At 61.3% G+C, this 17791-nt stretch carries 16 protein-coding genes; 7 read left to right on the top strand and 9 right to left on the bottom strand.

Annotated elements, in window-relative coordinates; all coding sequences use genetic code 11:
- Window positions 1-3: 3 nt before the first annotated feature.
- The 6 genes from NKH28_RS19415 (at window position 4) to NKH28_RS19390 (ending at window position 6439) form a co-directional block, all read left to right on the top strand.
- Window positions 4-1062 (top strand): LLM class flavin-dependent oxidoreductase, encoded by a 1059-nt coding sequence (locus tag NKH28_RS19415; protein WP_352980080.1) that lies wholly within the window; start codon window positions 4-6, stop codon window positions 1060-1062.
- The gene (locus NKH28_RS19410; RefSeq protein ID WP_352540532.1) at window positions 1059-2534 is read left to right on the top strand and encodes an aldehyde dehydrogenase; all 1476 of its coding nucleotides are present in this window, start codon (window positions 1059-1061) and stop codon (window positions 2532-2534) included. The genes NKH28_RS19415 and NKH28_RS19410 overlap by 4 nt, the downstream gene beginning before the upstream one ends.
- A gap of 83 nt (window positions 2535-2617) precedes the next feature.
- Complete coding sequence (locus tag NKH28_RS19405) at window positions 2618-3637, top strand: ABC transporter substrate-binding protein (protein WP_352980078.1); 1020 nt, start codon at window positions 2618-2620, stop codon at window positions 3635-3637.
- Between the two features lie 66 nt (window positions 3638-3703).
- A complete protein-coding gene (locus tag NKH28_RS19400) occupies window positions 3704-4564 on the top strand; it encodes an ABC transporter permease (protein WP_502906645.1) in 861 nt (286 codons plus the stop codon).
- 1 nt (window position 4565) lies between these two features.
- Window positions 4566-5366: an ABC transporter permease gene (locus tag NKH28_RS19395; RefSeq protein ID WP_352980077.1), complete on the top strand. Its 801-nt coding sequence runs from the start codon at window positions 4566-4568 to the stop codon at window positions 5364-5366.
- A complete protein-coding gene (locus NKH28_RS19390; RefSeq protein WP_352980075.1) occupies window positions 5363-6439 on the top strand; it encodes an ABC transporter ATP-binding protein in 1077 nt (358 codons plus the stop codon). Before NKH28_RS19395 ends, NKH28_RS19390 begins: the two co-directional genes overlap by 4 nt.
- 585 nt (window positions 6440-7024) lie before the next feature.
- On the opposite strand, the gene NKH28_RS19385 is transcribed toward NKH28_RS19390, so the two are convergent.
- The 4 genes from NKH28_RS19385 to NKH28_RS19370 all read right to left on the bottom strand — a co-directional run bounded on the left by NKH28_RS19385 (window position 7025) and on the right by NKH28_RS19370 (window position 11219).
- Window positions 7025-8062 (bottom strand): phosphatidylglycerol lysyltransferase domain-containing protein, encoded by a 1038-nt coding sequence (locus NKH28_RS19385; RefSeq protein ID WP_352613678.1) that lies wholly within the window; start codon window positions 8060-8062, stop codon window positions 7025-7027.
- 276 nt (window positions 8063-8338) lie between these two features.
- A complete protein-coding gene (locus NKH28_RS19380) occupies window positions 8339-9061 on the bottom strand; it encodes a glycosyltransferase (protein ID WP_352448862.1) in 723 nt (240 codons plus the stop codon).
- 108 nt (window positions 9062-9169) lie between these two features.
- A complete protein-coding gene (locus NKH28_RS19375) occupies window positions 9170-9943 on the bottom strand; it encodes a glycosyltransferase family 2 protein (RefSeq protein WP_352980072.1) in 774 nt (257 codons plus the stop codon).
- 112 nt (window positions 9944-10055) lie between these two features.
- Window positions 10056-11219, bottom strand: a complete 1164-nt coding sequence (locus tag NKH28_RS19370) for a glycosyltransferase family 4 protein (protein WP_352980070.1) — start codon at window positions 11217-11219, stop codon at window positions 10056-10058.
- A gap of 221 nt (window positions 11220-11440) precedes the next feature.
- Between NKH28_RS19370 and NKH28_RS19365 the strand changes: the two genes are divergently transcribed.
- Window positions 11441-12421, top strand: a complete 981-nt coding sequence (locus NKH28_RS19365) for a glycosyltransferase family 2 protein (protein WP_352471921.1) — start codon at window positions 11441-11443, stop codon at window positions 12419-12421.
- A gap of 30 nt (window positions 12422-12451) precedes the next feature.
- Here NKH28_RS19365 and NKH28_RS19360 read toward each other — a convergent pair whose 3' ends face one another.
- The 5 genes from NKH28_RS19360 to NKH28_RS19340 form a co-directional block, all read right to left on the bottom strand.
- Window positions 12452-13141 carry a sulfotransferase family protein gene (locus NKH28_RS19360; protein WP_352980068.1) on the bottom strand — a complete coding sequence of 230 codons (690 nt, stop codon included), beginning with the start codon at window positions 13139-13141 and terminating at the stop codon, window positions 12452-12454.
- Window positions 13142-13161: 20 nt separating this feature from the next.
- Window positions 13162-13941, bottom strand: coding sequence for a sulfotransferase domain-containing protein (locus tag NKH28_RS19355; RefSeq protein WP_352980066.1), 780 nt, complete (start codon window positions 13939-13941; stop codon window positions 13162-13164).
- Window positions 13942-14242: 301 nt separating this feature from the next.
- Entirely contained in the window at window positions 14243-15421 is a 1179-nt protein-coding gene (locus NKH28_RS19350) for a glycosyltransferase family 9 protein (protein ID WP_352980064.1), read from the bottom strand.
- Complete coding sequence (locus NKH28_RS19345) at window positions 15411-16598, bottom strand: glycosyltransferase family 9 protein (RefSeq protein ID WP_352980062.1); 1188 nt, start codon at window positions 16596-16598, stop codon at window positions 15411-15413. Before NKH28_RS19345 ends, NKH28_RS19350 begins: the two co-directional genes overlap by 11 nt.
- A 9-nt stretch (window positions 16599-16607) precedes the next feature.
- The gene (locus NKH28_RS19340; protein ID WP_352980060.1) at window positions 16608-17789 is read right to left on the bottom strand and encodes a glycosyltransferase family 9 protein; all 1182 of its coding nucleotides are present in this window, start codon (window positions 17787-17789) and stop codon (window positions 16608-16610) included.
- Between the last annotated feature and the right edge of the window lie 2 nt (window positions 17790-17791).

Genomic DNA, 17791 nt, shown 5'->3' with positions numbered 1-17791 from the left:
CCGATGAAATTTTCGCTTTTCGTCCACATGGAGCGATCGGATCCGGCCAAGCCGCATTCCGAGCTTGTCGGCGAGCTGGAGGACCTGGTTGTCCAGGCCGAAGAGGCAGGGTTCGAGACTGCCTGGATCGGCGAGCATCACGGGATGGAATTCACCATCTCGCCGAACCCGTTCATCAACATCGCCTGGCTCGCCGCCAAAACCAGGCGCATCCGGCTCGGAACAGGAACCATCGTCGCGCCGTTCTGGCACCCGATCAAGCTTGCCGGCGAAGCAGCGATGGCCGACGTCGTCACCGGCGGCCGTCTCGACATCGGCATTGCGCGCGGCGCCTACGCTTACGAATACCAGCGACTTTTCCCAGGCCTCGAGGCCTGGGTCGCCGGGCAGCGTATGCGCGAGATGGTGCCGGCGATCCGGGGCCTTTGGGATGGTGATTTCGAAGTCGCCGGCGAGTTCTGGTCGTTTCCTTCAACCACCTCGTCGCCCAAGCCGCTGCAAAAGCCTTATCCGCCGATCTGGGTGGCCGCACGCGATCCGAACTCGCACGACTTTGCGGTTTCCAGCAAATGCAACGTCCAGGTGACGCCGCTTGCCTCCGGCGATGGCGAAGTGGCCAGCCTGATGGAGCGTTTCAACGCGGCGTGCAATGCCCACCCCGACGTACCAAGGCCGGAGATTATGCTGCTGATGCATACTTTCGTCGCCGAGGATGCAGCGGAGGCTGACCGGCTCGCGCAGGATCTGTCGCAGTTCTACTGCCAGTTCGGCGCCTGGTTCCAGAACAAGAAGCCGGTGCACCAGGGCATAATGGAAGCGCTGACCGAAGACGAGATCGCGGCCATGCCGCAATATGCGCCTGACAAGATCAGGCAGAACCTGGTCATTGGCGAAGCCGACGAGGTGATCGCCAGGCTGAAGGCCTACGAAGCGCTCGGCTACGATCAGTATTCGATCTGGATCGACAGCGGCCTTTCCCATCGGCGCAAGAAGAAATCGCTGCAGCTCTTCATCGACAGGGTGATGCCGGCCTTTTCCGAACCGAAAGCCGGATTGCGATGAGCACCACTCAATTCAGGAACTATATTGACGGCAGCTTCGTCGAAGTGGCGGCGACCTTCGACAGCGTCGATCCCTCGACGGGCGCGCCATGGGCGAAGATGCCCGCTGCATCGTCTGATGACGTCGACCGCGCCGTCGAAGCTGCTCACCGGGCGCTTGGCTCCGGCACGTGGCCGGCAATGACGGCAACGGCACGCGGCAAGCTTCTGGTGCGGCTCGGCGATCTGGTGGTCGCCAATGCCGACCGGCTGGCGGAACTCGAGACGCGCGATACCGGCAAGATCATCCGCGAGACCCGCGCCCAGATCGCCTATGTCGGCGACTATTACCGCTATTATGGCGGGCTGGCCGACAAGCACGAGGGCTCGTTTGTTCCCATCGACAAGGCCGACATGGAAGTGACCATCCGGCCGGAGCCAATCGGCGTCGTAGCCGCCATTGTGCCGTGGAACTCGCAGCTCTTCCTGTCCGCCGTCAAGCTCGGGCCGGCGCTGGCGGCCGGCTGCACCATCGTTCTGAAAGCATCGGAAGACGGCCCTGCCCCGTTGCTGGCCTTCGCTGAACTCGTCCATGAGGCGGGATTTCCCGCCGGGACCGTGAACATCCTGACCGGCTTCGGCCACGATTGCGGTCACCGGCTGACCAGTCATCCGCTCGTCGCCCGCGTCGCCTTCACCGGCGGTCCCTCGACCGCTCGGCAGATCGTCAGGAATACGGCGGAAAACCTCGCCTTCACGACGCTCGAGCTCGGCGGCAAAAGCCCGGTCGTGGTGTTTGCCGATGCCGATCTGGACAGCGCCGCCAACGCGGTCGTTGCCGGCATCTTCGCTGCCACCGGCCAGAGCTGCGTCGCCGGCTCGCGGCTGCTGGTCCAGCGCTCCGTGAAGGACGAATTCCTCGACCGGCTCAAGCGCAAGGCCGAGGCGATCAGGATTGGCGATCCGCAGGATCCCGCGATCGAAATGGGACCGCTCGCCACCTCGCGCCAGCGCGAATGGATAGAGAAGATCATTGCTGAAAGCCTGGCCGCGGGCGGGCAACTGGTCACCGGCGGCATCCGCCCCGCGGGCATGGCGGACGGCTTCTATTACGCGCCGACGATTATCGACGCGCCTGATCAGACGCTTGCCTGCGTGCGCGAAGAGCTCTTCGGCCCGGTGCTCTGTGTGCTAGCCTTCGACAGCGAAGCTGAAGCGCTTTCGCTCGCCAACGACACGAAGTTCGGCCTGGCGTCCGGCGTGTTCACCACCAATCTGGCAAAAGCCCACCGCATGGCGCGCGGCATCCATGCCGGCGTTGTCTGGATCAACACCTATCGGGCGGTCTCGCCGCTGGTTCCGTTTGGCGGCTACGGCCAATCCGGGCTCGGCCGCGAGGGCGGCCTCGATGCGATCCGCGACTACACGCGTTCGAAATCGGTGTGGATACGCACCTCCGACGACCCAATTCCCGATCCTTTTGTCATGCGGTAGCCGCCGCTGGCCGGAGATGCGCGATCAAGGCGAAAACGACCGATCGCGAACAGACACCAACGAAAACAACAGAGGAGAACGACATGAAACTGATCATCACCGGCTTCCTTGCCGGATTTATTGCAACGACAGTTCTGGCAACGACGGCCGCAAAGGCCGAGGACATGGTCTTCACCAGCTGGGGCGGGACGACCCAGGAAGCGCAGACCAAATCCTGGGCCGAGCCGTTCACCGCTGCATCCGGCATCAAGGTCATGCAGGACGGCCCGACGGACTACGGCAAGCTGAAGGCGATGGTCGACAGCGGCAGTGTCAACTGGGACGTCGTCGACGTCGAGATGGATTTCGCCATCAAGGCGGCCAAGGACGGTCTGCTCGAGCCGATCGACTTCAAGACCGTGCCGAAGGCCGACCTCGATCCGCGCTTCACCACCGATCACGCCGTCGGCAGTTTCTACTATTCCTTCGTGCTCGCCTGGAACAAGGGCGCCGTTTCGGGTGAACCGGCCGGCTGGGCCGACATGTTCGACCTGACGAAGTTCCCGGGCAAGCGGACCTTCTACAAATGGTCGGCGCCCGGTGTCATCGAGATCGCGCTGCTGGCCGATGGTGTTCCGGCGGACAAGCTCTATCCGCTGGATCTCGATCGCGCCTTCAAGAAACTCGATACCATCAAGTCGGACATCGTCTGGTGGGGCGGCGGGGCGGAGTCGCAGCAATTGATCGCATCCGGCGAAGCAACGTTCGGCCAGCTGTGGAACGGCCGCGTCTTCGCACTGGACAAGGATGGCGCCGATGTCGGCGTCTCCTGGAACCAGAACCTGACCGCAGCCGACGTTTTGGTGGTACCGAAGGGTGCCAAGAACAAGGATACGGCGATGAAATTCCTCGCCGCGGCGAGCAGCCCCGCCGGCCAGGCCAAATTTGCCGAAGCCAGCGGCTATGCGCCGATCAACACCAAGGCCAAGGCAGAGATGCCGGCCGATGCCGTGAAATCGCTGCCGGACGCTCATGTCGACGGACAGATCGATCTCGACATGAACTACTGGGCCGCCAATCGCGACACCATCGCCGCGCGTTGGTATGCCTGGCAGGCGAAATAAGCCCGCCCTTGAACCGCAATGGACGAGACGGTTCGCGCCGTCTCGTCCCGTAGCCGGGTCGCTGTCATGTCGGTCGAAACACGCCGGAACTTTGGAACGGTGCGGGTGCCGGCAGGTCTCAATGGCCTGCTGCCGGCCCTGATTCTGATTATGCTGTTCTTCGTCGTCCCCGTGCTGGCGCTGCTTTTGCGCAGTGTCACGGAGCCCGAGCCAGGCTTGCAGAACTATGCTGCCCTGCTTGGTGACGGCACCTATGCGCGGGTGTTCTTCAACACATTCCTGGTCGCGGCGTTGGTCACCATCGTCACGGTCCTTGTCGCCTTTCCGGTCGCCTGGATGCTGGCGATCATGCCTTCGGGACTGGCCTCGATCATCTTCGGCATCATCATTCTGTCGATGTGGACGAACCTGCTCACCCGCACCTATGCCTGGATGGTGCTCCTGCAGCGTACCGGCGTCATCAACCGGACGCTGATGACCATCGGCGTCATCGACCACCCGCTGCCGCTCATCAACAATCTCACCGGCGTCACTATCGGCATGGTCTATATCATGCTGCCCTTCATGATCCTGCCGCTGGTCGGCACGTTACGGGCGATCGATCCGATGACGCTGCGTGCGGCGTCGCTGTGCGGCGCAAGCCCTTTCCAGGCGTTCCGCCGCATCCTCGTGCCGCTGTCGCTGCCCGGCGTCGCCGCCGGCGGCCTGATGGTCTTCGTCATGTCGCTCGGCTACTTCGTAACGCCGGCACTGCTCGGCGGCACGTCGAACATGATGCTTGCCGAAATGATCGCGCAGATGGTCCAGTCGCTGCTCAACTGGGGGCTCGGCAGCGCCGCTGCCTTCATCCTGCTTGTCGTCACCATGGTTCTCTACGCGCTGCAACTCCGCCTTGTCGGTGCCAGGCGCATGAGCGGAGGCATCTGAGATGCTGCTCGACTATGACCGCATAGGTTGGCTACGGGTTGCCCTGCTCGGCTTCACCGCGCTGGTCGCTGGCTTTCTTCTGTTGCCGGTGGTCTTCATTGTCCTGCTCTCCTTCGGCTCGTCGCGCTGGCTGGCTTTTCCGCCGCCCGGCTGGACGCTCAAATGGTACCAGGAGCTTTTTGCCGATCCGGCCTGGCTCGACGCCGCGCTGACCAGCGCTCGGATCGCCACCATGACGGCGATCCTGGCAGTAGCGATCGGCCTGCTCGCCTCCTTTGCCCTGGTTCGCGGAAGGTTTGCCGGACGTGAGATCCTGCGCGGCCTGCTGCTAACGCCGATGGTGCTGCCCGTCGTTGTCTTCGCCATCGCCATCTACGCCTTCTTCCTTCGCCTTGGCCTCGGCGGCACCACCATCGGCTTCGTCATCGCCCACACCGTGCTGGCGCTGCCCTTCGCCATCATTCCGATCGCGACCGCGCTCGAAGGGTTCGACAAGTCGATCGAGGACGCGGCAATCGTCTGCGGGGCAAGCCCGCTCGAGGCCGGGCTCAGGATCACCTTGCCGTCAATCCGGATCGGCATCTTCTCCGCCGCGATCTTTTCCTTCCTCGCGTCGTGGGACGAAGTCGTGGTGGCGATCTTCATGGCCAGCCCGAGCTTGCAAACCTTGCCCGTCAAGATCTGGGGCAGTCTGCGGTCGGACCTCAGTCCGGTGATCGCCGCTGCCTCCAGCCTGCTGGTCGGGCTGACGCTTGCCCTGATGGTGATGACGGCGCTGCTGCAGCGAAAGTTTCGGACATGACCCACCCTTTCCTCTCCATCCGCAATCTGCGCAAGGCGTTCGGCGCGATCGTCGCCGTGCACGACCTCACGCTGGACATTCCCAGGGGCGAGTTCCTGACCTTCCTCGGGCCCTCCGGTTCGGGAAAATCGACGACGCTCTACGCGATCGCCGGCTTTCAGGACCCGACTTCCGGCGATGTCTTGCTGGAAGGAAAGTCGCTGCTTGCGGTGCCCCCGCACAAGCGCAACATCGGCATGGTCTTCCAGCGCTACACGCTGTTTCCGCATCTGACGGTGGCCGAAAACGTCGCTTTTCCGCTGCGGGTTCGCCGCCGGCCGGACGCCGAGGTGAAGAAAAAGGTCGCCGACATGCTGGCCCTGGTGCGGCTCGAAAGCTTTGCCGGACGCTTACCCGGTGCGCTGTCGGGCGGCCAGCAACAGCGCGTCGCGCTGGCCCGGGCGCTGGCCTACGATCCTCCGATCCTTTTGATGGACGAGCCATTGTCAGCGCTCGACAAGAAGCTGCGCGAGGAAATCCAGGGGGAAATCCGCCGCATCCATCGCCAGACCGGCGTCACCATTCTCTACGTCACCCACGATCAGGAAGAGGCGCTGCATCTGTCGGACCGAATCGCCCTGTTCAAGGATGGCCGCATCGAGCAGACCGGCACCGGCGAGGATCTCTATCTCAGGCCGGCGACCGATTTCGTCGCCGGCTTCATCGGCAATTCGAATTTCCTCGCCGCCGAACATCTCGGCACCACCAACGGCACGACAACGATCCGCATGACAGACGGTTCGGTCATATCCGGAGTCAGGGCCAACGGCACGTTCGGCAAAGGCCAGAAGACCAGGCTGATGATCCGGCCCGAAGCCTTTAGCATGGAGCGGAGCCCGGCGAGCGCGGAACTGAATGTCGAGATCGTCGACATCGCATTCTACGGCGAGCGCCGGCGGATCGTCGCGCGCATCGCCGCTGGACAGGAGGTTGACATCAGGCCGACCTCCGCCGCCATGCAATCGCAGGATGTGTGGCCCTGCAGCCGGCAGGTCTTTTTCGATCCCGCTGCTGCATTCCTGTTTCCGGCCTGACTAAGCCGCGGTGGATCGCCGCCCTTCAACGCTTCGCAGCGATGGAAGCGTGCTTGGGACAAGCTGTGGTTAGGTCCATCATCAGCTTCGGTCAGCAAGCGCGCAACGTGATCGACGCTGCAGTCGGCTGATTGGATGGCGGGCGCAACTCCTGTACCCATTGACAGTCGTCATGCTCGGTTGGAAGATGAAGAAGGTCCGCGGCGATAGCCATACGGGAAGGCAATGGTCCAACCGCCAGATACCGGACACCATCCTGGCAGCGTCGTCGCGGTCATCGTCATTTGTTTGATCATCGTTGCTTTGTTCTTCATAGGCTTCAGATACTCAAGGCCAGGCCAGGGTGCCCTCGTTATTCCTGGCGGTACGCTGCAGCAACCGTGAATCCGACCCCTTGGCGCTGACGCGGAGCCGTTCTCAGGCCAAAGTGCCCCGGCGGGACTGGTGGACGCCGCAGAATGGGCCGGCGGTTCGCAGCCGGTCTTTTGCTTCCCGCCGCGGCATTCCTTTCCCACCTAAACAACCGAGCCTGACCGGTGTGAGGTCGACCATACCAGGAGACGACGAGCGCTCAGCCACCAGGCACTAGACGGCCCTGATCAGCCGGAGCAGAGAAAGCGCTTCGAAAAAGGTCCCCTTGCGAAAGGCAAGATAGGTCGGCTCTTCGACACCATGGAACCGGCGCTTGAAGGCCGCCTGCCCCTGCAGATTGAAGCGGGTGCGATTGACCCAGGGGGAGTCATAGGCACGCTGGAAGGCGTGCCGCCAGAAATCGCTTTCGGCAAACCCGCTAGGTCCGATTTCGACAAGCGGCGACAGGCCTAGGGTGACGACGGAAACACCTTCATCGCGAAAGCGGTCGACCGCGAATTTGGTCAGGCCGATCTCGGCATGCGCCGAGGCATCGATGTGCTTGCGCTTGAACGAGGTGGTGTAGCCGATGACCTTGCCGTCGCTGAACAGCGGATCGAAATCCAGCAAGGCCACGAGCTCCCCATCCGGACCGTGCAGGACGAAACGGCGCATATCGACGCCAAGGTGATCGGCAAACGGCCTGTTGAGAAATCTCATCTCCCAGCGCTTGACGATGCGGTCGCCCCGCCAATTCTGGGAGAGCCTGGCAATCTCGTCGAGGAAGACAGTCCCGTTGTCCTCCGCGAAGAAAAAACCCTTCTTCAAGAGCCAGCGTTCGGAATAGCGCACTGTCTCATTGCGCTTTCCGGAAAAGTCGTGTCTGGGCAGGACAAGCCTGGTGTCGACGCCGAGGCGGTTGACCTGATAGCCAAGCCCGGCAAGCACGCGCGCCGTCTGGTCGCCGATCTGCACGAACCACGGGCTGCCGGCAACCTCGATGAAACGTCTGATATAGTCGCGCCGATCGGCCGGGGCAGCCACTGGATCACCGAGCGCGAAATGATGTCGCGTTTTGCTGCCGTAAGCGATGTAGCCCTGGGCATCGCCGAAGTAGTGAAGCCCCTTCTGCACGGCGGTCGAATAGGCAAGGGAAAAATCACCATGGCGACGGACCAGCGCCAGGCGCTCGACATGGTTCAGCTGCAGCCGCGGTATTTTAGGCCCGCGGTTCTCCAGGAAACGATCGAGGCGTCTTCGCAGTGACGGCATGGTCGACTTTCGCGTGCCGGCTAGGCCGATGAAAGAGCTGACGGACCCAAAAAACCGATCATATTGCCGCGAGCTGATCCTTATCTCAGCGCGGCATGTTTACCCGGCCGGAGCCGCCAGATTCGTAGGCGCAATCTGCCCCGGTCCCGCCCCCCAGGCGGCAACACGCATTGTTGTCGACGCCCCGCGCCTGACGGCTGGTTGCTGCGCCCTTGGCGACACGAAAATCAATGCCACTTTCGGAAGCGCCCAGGTCACCTGCCAAACACGATGTTCTTATCGAACGGCGCTCTGAGAAGATTCCGCTTGATCGGAAGCCAGGAACTCGTCGCGTTCTGCTATCCACAAATCGGCGTAGTCGACATTCTGCCATTCGGCAAACCACGGGCCGCCGCTGGTATAGTGGACCGCCTTAGGTGTGCCGACCGCAGGCTTTTCATTCCAACCTTCGAGCCAATTCCACTCTACCGGCAATGAGCCCAAATCTTTGTCGGCAACCCACTGCATTCGGTGAAGATAGGCGCCACTTTCCTGATTCACGACCTCTGGCGTGAGCGATCTGACCGAAGGATGCGCGCAATTGAACAGCATCAGCGACGACCAGTTTTTCCGAGGATAGGACGTCTGGACCACACCATCCATCTTGGTTGTGGCCTTCGGCGTATAGTCATGCTGGACGCAATAGACCGCCTTGTCCGAGTCCGTATATTTCAGCAGGCCTGCGACATCACCAAGCCACAGGAAATCACAATCGCAAAACAGGGCCCAACCCGTGTAGTCGGCGAGAAAGGGCGTGAGGAAGCGCGTGTAGGTGAACTCCGTTGAGGCGAGCGGATCTTTTTCCCGCCAATAGAGCCCGCGGGCACGCATCTCGTCCTGTTTGATCGGAATGACGGAGACAGGCGCCGACGCATGTTTGAGCAGCGAGTGTCGCGCGACGTCGTACGCGATCGGCTCACGGCTGTCCCATCCGATAAATACCCTAAACGCATCAGTCATATTCACTACCCTGGCTTTCGATTTTTACGGTCGTACACTAACTAGTTGGCGATGGCTCGGCAACAATTGCGGTCAACCAAGCCGGTTTCTCACAGATTTGTCCTGGCCTCAGCGTTGCGTTTTTGGGTGGACCGGGCCTCGCATTCCCAATGCGACACGGGCCCATTTCTGATAGGTGTAGCTGGCCGAATACGCGGCCACCATCGCACCAATGGAACCGTCCAGAAATCCCAGCCGGAAAATATAGCTGCGCACATAGGCCCAGACCGAGCGCAAAACCGCCTTGCCTATCGAGCTTTTTTTGCCCTCGGCAAGCAGTTGCGCGGCGGACGCCTCTGCGTACCGGCCGATCTTGTCGTGGGCATCTGCCAAGTCGGTAATGGAATCGTGCTCGATCGGCTGGGACAATCGGCCGACCTTCCCGTTCACCAATACCTTCTCGTGCACGGTGTCGTCGCTGAACCGCCCGGAGCGGCGACGGAAGAGCCTGAGCACCAGATCGGGCGACCAGCCGCTATGGCGGACAATGTGCCCGCAAAAGCGCGATCTTCTCGGTATTTCGAAGCCGTCATTGGCTTTTGGGTCGGCGATTGCGGCCCTTATTTCCGCGCCGAGCGGCGCCTCCACCCACTCATCGGCATCCAGCGAGAGGATCCAATCCCCCGTTGCCGCGGCCAGCGCACGGTTTTTTTGCGCGCCGAAACCGGGCCAATCAACGGTCATCAGGACCTTGGCCCCCAGAGCACCGGCAATCTCCCTGGTCCTGTCGCTGCTGTTGTTGTCGAGAACGACGATCTCATCGGCAAAATGGACCGACCGAAGGCATTGCGCGATGGATGCCTCCTCGTTGCGGGTGATGATAATGACCGAGAGCGCCGGCACGGTCAGAATGCTCCGGCATCAAAGCTGCCACTGTCATTCGAATGCATCTGCAGCATCGGCTCCCGCCCGTTGGCACACTGAGGGTACTAACCTAATTCAACAAAGTCGAAAATCATTTCAGATCAAGGCTTTCATAAAGCGCCATCATTCGCTTGATCATGACATTGAAATCATAGTGTTCGGCCGCCGCTCTCACCCGGGCTGCGGTGTCAGGTCGTGACGACAACTGCAGCGCGTGCGCGAGCGCTGCAGCGAGGTCGCTTTCGCTGGCCGCATCGCAAACGAGCGTCGGCTCGAACCGCTCGACAAGCTCGCGCGCTCCACAGCCGGTGCTTACCACGGCGGGCAAGCCGCTGGCCATCGCTTCGATGACCACTGTGCCGAAAGGATCATAGATGGAAGGCAGCACGGCAATATCGGCCGCGCCGTACCACGGCAGCATGTCTTTCTGCGGCCCCAGCATCTTGAGCCGTGCGCCGAGACCGAGCCTGTCACCGGCCTGCCTGAAAGCGTCGGCGCGCGAATCATGGCCGATGACCCACAATTCAGGCTCGCCATCGAGCCTGGCGGCCGCCTTCATCAGTGCAAGCAGTCCTTTTCGCGCAAAGCCCGAGCCGACAAACAGGACGACCGGCCTGTTTTCGTCGGCGTCGAGCCGCGCGCGGATTGTCGCCCGATGCTGCTGGCGCAGCTGCGGGTTGAAGCGGTCGAGATCCACCCCGTTGGGAATATGGTGCACATTTTCCGCCGGATAATCGTAGTGACGGACAATGTCCTCGGCGACCATCTTCGAAATCGCTATGACAGCTTTGAGCCGTGGGCTGGCATAGGTTGCGCGCTCGAGGCGCAGCGTCTGGCGGTGAAAGGGGCTCAGCGCCATTGCCGCCCTGCCAAGCCGCGTTTCGAAACGCCGCCGCTCGGCAAGATAGGCGGCATGAACGCCCTCCCCGGCCCGGAAGACATCGCAGCACGGGAGACGATCGTTGCTCTGCACCAGCGCCGGCGGCATCTCGGCGATCTTGCGGCAGGCAGCTTGAGCAAAGGACGTCGCCCGCAGCGAACGCGGAAACCGGCGGCCGGCACAATGGATGAACTCGATGCCTTCATAACGCGGCCAGTCGCCGGACAGCACGGCCACCCGCCGCTGACGCGCGGCGAATGCGGCCATGATGTTTTCCAACATGATCTCGCCGCCACCGAAAGGCGCATAGCGCTGGCGCACGAACAGGATCGGCCTGTCGAATTGAATTTCGCTGCCACGAATGCCGGCGTACATAGGGTCTGGGCTCCGGCCTTGTTGCCATCTGACGATGTCTATAGAGGCCAGCTCGCATCGGCAACACTTGGAAAGCTCCCCCGCCGGAACTCAGAACAGGCCTGTGTCCATTGTCCGCAACTGCTTGCGATTTGCCTAACGGTGCTGCATGTAGAAATTAACTGCAAACAGCGGATCAGCGCCAGCTCCAGCCGGTGACCGCCATGAGGGGAATCGATGGCTTGAGCAAAGCAACCTGGCCCGCCATTGTCCGCCGGACGATTACCGACACCGCCATATATCGGCTGAGACACACCTTCGGAAGACGGGCAGAAGTGTCATCGCTGCGGCCGATAACGCCCCTTAAAGCGAATGACCTGCCTTTGATCCTCGTCATCCGCAACGAGGCGGACAGGCTACCCCCGTTCCTGAAGCACTATCGCGAACTCGGCGTCACCAGATTCGCCGTCCTCGATGATCGCTCGACCGACGGCACAGCTGAGCTTCTGGCCGAGCAGCCAGATGTCGATCTATTCAGCTCGCCGATCACCTATTCGCAGTCGGACCTGGGAAACCTTTGGCGACAGCGGATTGTGCAGATCTATGGTCAGCCTCGCTGGTATCTGACCGTGGATGCGGACGAATATCTTGTCTATGACGGCATGGATCAGCATCCGCTCGGTGCGATGGCCGACTGGCTGAAGCGGCGCGGAATGACACGCCTGCTGGCGCCGATGATCGACATGTATCCGAGCGGAAGCATCTGGGACGTACCCTTCGATCCCATCGTGCCGCCATGGCAAGTTGCAGACCATTTCGACGGCAGCGGCTATGAGGTGACGAGGAGCCCCCGGCATCTCAAGATCACAGGCGGCCCGAGAACCCGGCTTTTCGCCAGGCAGCACAAGTTGACCAAGTTTCCTCTGATATATGTTGATCGCCAGACGATTTTTACGTCGATTCACTCACCGCTGCCCTACTGGCGAAACTATATAAAGGGATTGGCTGGCCTGCTTCATTTCAAGTTCTTCGCCGATTTCAACGACAAGGCGCAGGTCGCGGTGGCGGAAGGTCAGTATTGGAACGGCGCTTCCAAATATCGCCAGTATCATGAGGTATCGAGCGGTAAAGCCGCTCTCAGCGCGATGAGCGAACAGTCAATGCTGTACGAAGGCGCTCACAGCCTGTTCAAAACGGGTTTGATCGACAAAATTGATTGGTAGACGGCATTTCAAGCAGATGCCGAGCCGACATCATGCATAACCGAATGCTTTCATAAGCTGGGCACCTCGTCCTTGTACCAGGTCCTGTAGCTCGGCGTTTCCAAGTTCGGAGCGCCATCTTCCGCTCCCGTCATAGATCGGCTGATTGACCTGTTGGTTCCGGAGCACCGCATGTGGCGTCTCGCCGCTGGCGTCGGTCGGCTTGAACCACTGCTGCGGGTTCTTGTGATAGTCGAGGAGATCCGGCCTGAAAGTTACATCGAGAAAGCTGCATATCTGCTCGACGACTTTGGCCGGATTCTCGACTAGGTCCTCATAGCGATAGATCAGCACATCCGGCTTTCCCCGTTCCGCAAGAACCAGCGCATTGTCGTTGATCCAGCGGTCGAGAGCCTCCGTTGGGTCGCCAAGTCGTTTGATCAGGGACGCTACGACGTCGCGCCCATCTCGCACCGGCATGACGAAACGCGCACCGGGGACGAGCCGGCGAATGCGGGCGACACGGCGGATATGCCGCGGTGTCTTTTCAAGCAGCACGTTCTTTCCAGCATCGAGCGCCGCCCGCTTCAGTTTCCAGAAGCGGAACATGGCCAGTGGCGTCCACTTGAAGAAAATGTTGGTTTCCTGGAGCGGCAGGTAGACGTCGGGATGCGACGCAAGGATCGTCGCAATCAACGTCGTCCCGCTATGGCCGCAGCCGCAAATGAATCCGGTCCGCATCACCATGTCGGCAATGCTCCCTAACCCAAGGCGACCCGGGCGCGGTTATCGACGCGAGCGTAGCACAAGCCGTTCGTGCTAAAAACCTTGTCCAGCTTCTCCCAATATTCGAACTTAGCCAACTGCTCGTCACAATAGGCCACATCGTCATCGGAAAGATATTCGCCGTAACCGCCTATCTTGCCCTTGCGCACCTTGAAGCTTTCGGGATCATTCGCATCGCGCGGCTGTAATATCTTGCCGTATCGATCGGACAGATCACCAGTCGATTCACTCACTTTCATCTTGTCGAACGTTCGGTTGTTCGCCACCTCGACAAGCGTCCGATCGTCAGCCTGCTGGTTCAGGAATCCAAGGATCGCGCGAAGGACACCAGCGGTATCCCGATGCATATCTTCATATTGAAGATACCGGATTTCGCGCATCCGGGGCATGGCCGCGAACCAATGCAGATTGAATCTGATGATCTTTTCAATCCCATGATTGTCGCTTCTGATAAAATCACTGAACGATCCCGCTGGAAGCATGTGGCGCTTCTGAACCTGAAAGTACCCTGAGACCACCGTATCTCTTGGATCGCGAACAAGCATTATTGTTCTTCTCTTTTTATACCGAGATTTATTCTCCTTGAGGCTCGATTTCGGTCGAAGTAACTTGTGGTCGGTTCCGTCGTGAATGTATTGAACTTCAACTCCGAGATCGTCCAGCATGACACGTAGCCACGTGCGCCCCGATTTTGGAAAGGATACGATAAGAGGAAGAGGCGGCGCTTTGGCCTGGAAAAATTTTAGAAAGGACATGGGAGAGACCTCCTTTAGATTATCAGAGCTGGCGCCCGAACCGCTGCCGGCCAGACCAACCCCATTACTGGGCGCCTAAGCCTACGGCTAATTCGAACACAAGGCAGAAATGCCAGCAAGAATTGCGATCCTCTGCGGGGCGAATTGGCCTTTACTATATCCCGGTTCGGAATGCCTTATGTTTTTTGGCCTGTTGCGACGACTGTTCGACACGGGCGCTCCATTCCGCGATCCGTCGGCCGAACCCTTAATGCGGATCGCGTCGAAGCGTCTTCAGTGACACCCTTTCGGACGACAGGCATTAGCCACTCACTTTTGTGAGCCATGGCGCCAGGATGGCCTCAGCCTCGCCCATCACCACGGACCAGGGGCGTTCCCGTTTCGAGACCAGCACGGCCGATGGATAGTAGGGCGTGCGGTCGCCCTCGACCGGCCAGGAGCGCTTGAAGCCGTCGCCCAGAATGAAAATCGAGGGGATGCCGAGCGCGCCCGCCAGATGCGCTCCGGTATTGCTGATGGTCACCACGGCGTCCATCGCGGCAACCTGCGCGGCGAAAAGGTCCATGTCGACGAGCTGATCGACCGATCTGTCATGAAGAATGCGCTCCGGCTCACCGTCGGTCAGGACCTTCAGATCGGTCTCGATCTGGCCGTACTGCAGCGAGACGAACCGGAGGTCCGGTCGGCCGATCAGGTTTCGCCAGGCGGCTAGCGGCGGCAGGTCTTTGCCGGGATTGGAGCTGCCCCATGCGATACCGACCAACGGCCGTCCTTCCTTCCGGTAGCGGGCGCGAAGTTCAGCGACCCGGGCCGGATCCGGCTTAAGGGGCACGAAATGCTCGCGGATCGTCGCCTCGTCGGTCTCGAAAACGGCAGTCAGATGCTGGACGCCGGCGAAGGCCTGCGCCTCGGCATAGGCGGCCTTGCCGCCAGCGCCGACCGGCCGCACATCGGCGGTCGGAAAAGTGCGCTGAAAGAGCGGTACCAGGCGGCGCTCGACCAGCACGATCGAGCGGGCGGCGCGCGCCAGGGCACAGCCGACGGAACTCGCATGATGGATCGCGGTGGCCAGACCCTGCTTTTCGGTTTCCATCAGATCGATCAGCAGTGTCTGGCCAGAAATATCCTGGCCCAGCCACTCGCCATCGACGCGGCCGTTGACGATGTGGCGTCGGGCGATCCTGAGTTCGGCGGCTGCGCCATAAGCGCCCATCCGCATCAGCGCCTTGCTGAGCTCGTCGATCAGGTGGACCTCGCCCCTCGACTTCGCAATGGACCCAAGAGCCAGGGCTTTCGGCAGTGCCGCCGGCCAATCGCGGGACTCGACGCTTCGCCGATAATCCGCCATCTGATCGGCAATGTCGCCATCGCGCCAGCGAAGGAAGAGCTGCCGGCGGTGACGTCGGAACCAAACCTTGTATTTGTAGCCTGCAAGCGCGACAGCGCGGCGCAACCGGCCGAGAAGTAGGCTACCTTCCATCGCCAGCTCCGCTGATGATTTGCATGACCCGTCCGCCTGCTTCCTGCACTGCCGACGCCCAGGCTCGGCCGCCTTTTCGGACCAGTCGAACGCTCGGATATGCGGCGACGGTGTCACCGAAAGCAGGCCAGGACAGCCGAAATCCATCGTCGAGCATGACAATCGTCGGCACGCCGAGCGCTCCGGCCAGGTTGGCGCCGGTATTGCTGATCGTCACCACCGCGTCCAGCGCCGCAATTTGGGCGGCAAAGCGGTCCATGTCCGTCAACTGGTCGACGGAAGCGTCATGGATGATGCGCGCCGGCGCGTGGCGCTCGAACTCGGAGAGGGCCGGCCCGACATCGCCATATTGCAAGCTGACAAGGCGCCCCGGCAGGCTGCTGAACAGCGTCCGCCAATCGTCCAGGGCCGGCAGATCCTTGCTCTTGTTGAGGCTTCCCCAGGCAAATCCGATCAGGGGACCTGGGCCGCCATCGAGATAGGTGCCGCGCAGCTCGGCAACCAGTCGGCGGTCCGGCTCCAGCGGAACGAAGGGCGCGCGTGCCGTCGGGTCGTCCGGCCAGAAATGCTTTGCGAGCGTCTCGAAACCGGCAACGACATCGGCGTCCACCGCCGCCATGTCCTCTTCCCCTTCAATCCTGACATCGAGCGCAGGATATGTTCTGCGATAAAGCGGTGCCAGTCGCGGCTCGACGAAGACGATGCATCGACCGGCAGCCACAGCTGCTGGACCAAGCAAAGACGCGAACTGGAAAAAGATCGCCAGGTCGCCTTCGCGACGATCGACGAGAAGCGTGCGACCCGCAAGATCACTGCCATCCCAATCGGGCCTGCCGCGCAGCTGCTTGCTCGCCGCCATCAACTGCCAGATGCGATTTCCTCCGTCGAGACGCCTCAGTCCACGCCCCGCTTTCTTGATCAGGCCGAGATCGCCAAGCTGCTCACCAAGCACGCCAAGCGCCAGTGCATGGTCGCGAGCAGTTTGCCAATCACCACGCTGCACGCTTTCCTCCATCAGCCTCATATGCCGTTCGGCGCTTTCGTCGGCGTGGCGCGAGGGACATCTAAGAAGTTCCTTTGCCCGCTCGAGGACCTTCTGCAGCCGCTTGCCGACGGCGCCCTGCGGGCGCAGATCGGCGGTTTTTGCCTTCTGAAGGATGGTTCGTCTGTTCTGCACGGCGATGTTCTATCGTCCCCGGGGAGCGTCGGAAAGCGTCGTCAGGATCGACGAGAGCCGCCGGCCAGCCTCGTCGAGCACCAGCGACCAAGGGCGCCCCTCCTTGCGAATGACAATGCCATTCGGATACCAGGGTGTCCGGTCGCCGGTCACCGGCCATGCCGTCTGAAAATTATCGTCGATGAGGAAAACAGTCGGCACGCCAAGGGCTCCGGCAAGATGGGCCGCCGTATTGCTGATCGTCACGACAGCATCGAGTGCAGCGACCTGTGCGGCGAAACGGTCCATGTCGACCATCTGGTCGACGCTGTCGTCAAAGATCAGACGCGCGTCGTTGCCGTTGCGAAGGCGCCGCAACGCCGGCTTGATCTGCCCGTACTGGAGCGAAACGAATGTCGCTGGCGTCTGGGCGATGAACCGTGCCCATTCAGGAAAATCAGGCACGTCCTTGGTATGGGACTTGCTGCCCCAGGAGAGACCGACCAGCGGCAGATCCGTCATCGCCCGATAGCGCTTGCGGAATGCCTCGACGAGTTCAGGATCTGCCCGCAGCGGTACGAAGTCGGCAGCAAGCTTTTCGGCGTCGCGTCCGAACACCCAGGCGAGATCTTCGAAAGTCGCGTGTTTGTCGCCGACCACATCCCGCTGCGCCGGGACCACGGTCGCCTTCGGGAACGTTCGCTGCAGAATTGATACCAGGCGCGGCTCGACCCGAATTGTTGCGCTTTGGGCATAGGCAGCGGCAGCGCCGGCCAGTCGCGCGTGGCGGATAACCCGGCCAAGGCTGCGCGGATCATCCTCCACAAGATCGATCAGCAGTGTATCCGATCCGAGATTCTCGCCGGTCCACTCGTTGGCGCTTTTCCCTTTCCGCAGCCGGCGAGCGGAAAGCCGAAGCTCAGCTGCCCGCGCAAAGTTGCCAAGGCGTTCGAACGCCTGGCCCGCCTTCTGCATCAGCTCGGGGTCGCGATTATGATCGGCCGTGACAGCCATCTCATTGGTACCGGCTTCAAGGCCTTTCCAGTCCCTGCGCACAATCAGGGCCGCAACCTTGGCCTGCAGCTCAAGAATGGAACGAGGCTGCTTGCGACCGGAAAACAACCCGCGCACCGCCTTTTTGTACCGGCGCACCTGAAGGCCCAGTCCACCAATCACATACCGGACATAGGAACCGTGATAAAAGCTGGTCATCG

Source organism: Mesorhizobium sp. M1227 (assembly GCF_040318315.1).
Lineage (GTDB): Bacteria > Pseudomonadota > Alphaproteobacteria > Rhizobiales > Rhizobiaceae > Mesorhizobium.
The sequence above is the reverse complement of the archived record's forward strand: the minus strand, read 5'-3'. Positions and strand labels throughout refer to the sequence as shown.